This window comes from Kitasatospora sp. NPDC051984 (assembly GCF_044593455.1).
Taxonomy (GTDB): domain Bacteria; phylum Actinomycetota; class Actinomycetes; order Streptomycetales; family Streptomycetaceae; genus Kitasatospora.
In genome coordinates this window covers 1-1,108 of record NZ_JBIUCB010000067.1, presented here as the reverse complement: position 1 = coordinate 1,108, position 1,108 = coordinate 1, and the positions used below count along the sequence as shown (strand labels likewise).

The following is a 1,108-nucleotide window of genomic DNA, read 5'->3' as shown; positions in this document are numbered from 1 at the left end:
CCTTAGGTTCTAGAGATCGTCGCAACACCCCAGTGCAGGGGGAGCGATGGACTTCGAGATCCGGGACCGGTCTGTGAACCGGGGGTGCCGGGCGCTGACGGAGGAGCGGCGTGCTTACCTTCAGCTCGTGCAGCAGGGCATGGGTAACGAGGAAGCGTGTCGGATCGTTGGGATCAACTCCCGGACGGGGCGGCGGTGGCGTAACGGCCGCGCCCCGTCCGGCACTGACGTCGGGGCACCGCCGATCGCGGTTCCCGCCGGGCCGCTGTCCGGGCCTTCGCGCCACCTCCGCGAGGACGAGCGGATCCACATCGCCGACCGGCTCCGCGAGAAGGCCGGCGTCCGTGTGATCGCCGCCGAGCTGGGCCGCAGCCCCTCCACTGTCAGCCGGGAGATCCGACGCAACCGCCACCCCGTCAGCGGCGCCTACCGCCCCCATGCGGCCCAGGCTCGCGCGGACGCCCGGCGGCCCCGGCCGAAACCCGGCAAGATCGCCCGCAACCCCGAGCTGCGGGACTTCGTCCAGGACCACCTGGAGCGGAAGTGGAGCCCCGAGCAGATCTGCCAGGCTCTGCGGGACACCTTTCCCGAGCGGCCGGAGATGCACGTGGTCCACGAAACCGTCTACCAGGCCCTCTACGTCCAGGGCCGCGGTGAGCTCCGCCGCGAGCTGGCCGGCGCCCTGCGCACCGGCCGGGCACGCCGGGTCCCCCACCGCCAGGCCGCCGCCCGCAGGCCGCGCTTCATCGACCCCATGGTCATGATCAGCGACCGCCCGGCCGAGGCGAACGACCGTGCGGTTCCCGGGCATTGGGAGGGCGACCTGATCATCGGCAAGGACGGCGCGTCCGCGATCGGCACGCTGGTCGAGCGACACACCCGCTACGCGATGCTCCTGCACCTGCCGAACGGCCGCACCGCCGAACACGTCCGCGACGCCCTCGTGGACACTGTGCGCACCCTGCCCGGGCACCTGGTCCGGTCGCTGACCTGGGACCAGGGCTCCGAGATGGCCGCACATGGTGCGTTCACCGTCGCCACCGGCGTCCCGGTCTACTTCTGCGACCCGGCCAGCCCCTGGCAACGCGGCTCGAACGAGAACACGAAC

1 protein-coding gene is annotated in these 1,108 nt (G+C 72.0%); it reads left to right on the top strand.

Translation table 11 applies throughout. From position 1 onward, the window contains the following. Window positions 1-46: 46 nt before the first annotated feature. The coding region (locus tag ACIHEI_RS37490) for an IS30 family transposase (protein WP_396609995.1) at window positions 47-1,108 on the top strand (1,062 nt) is incomplete at its 3' end.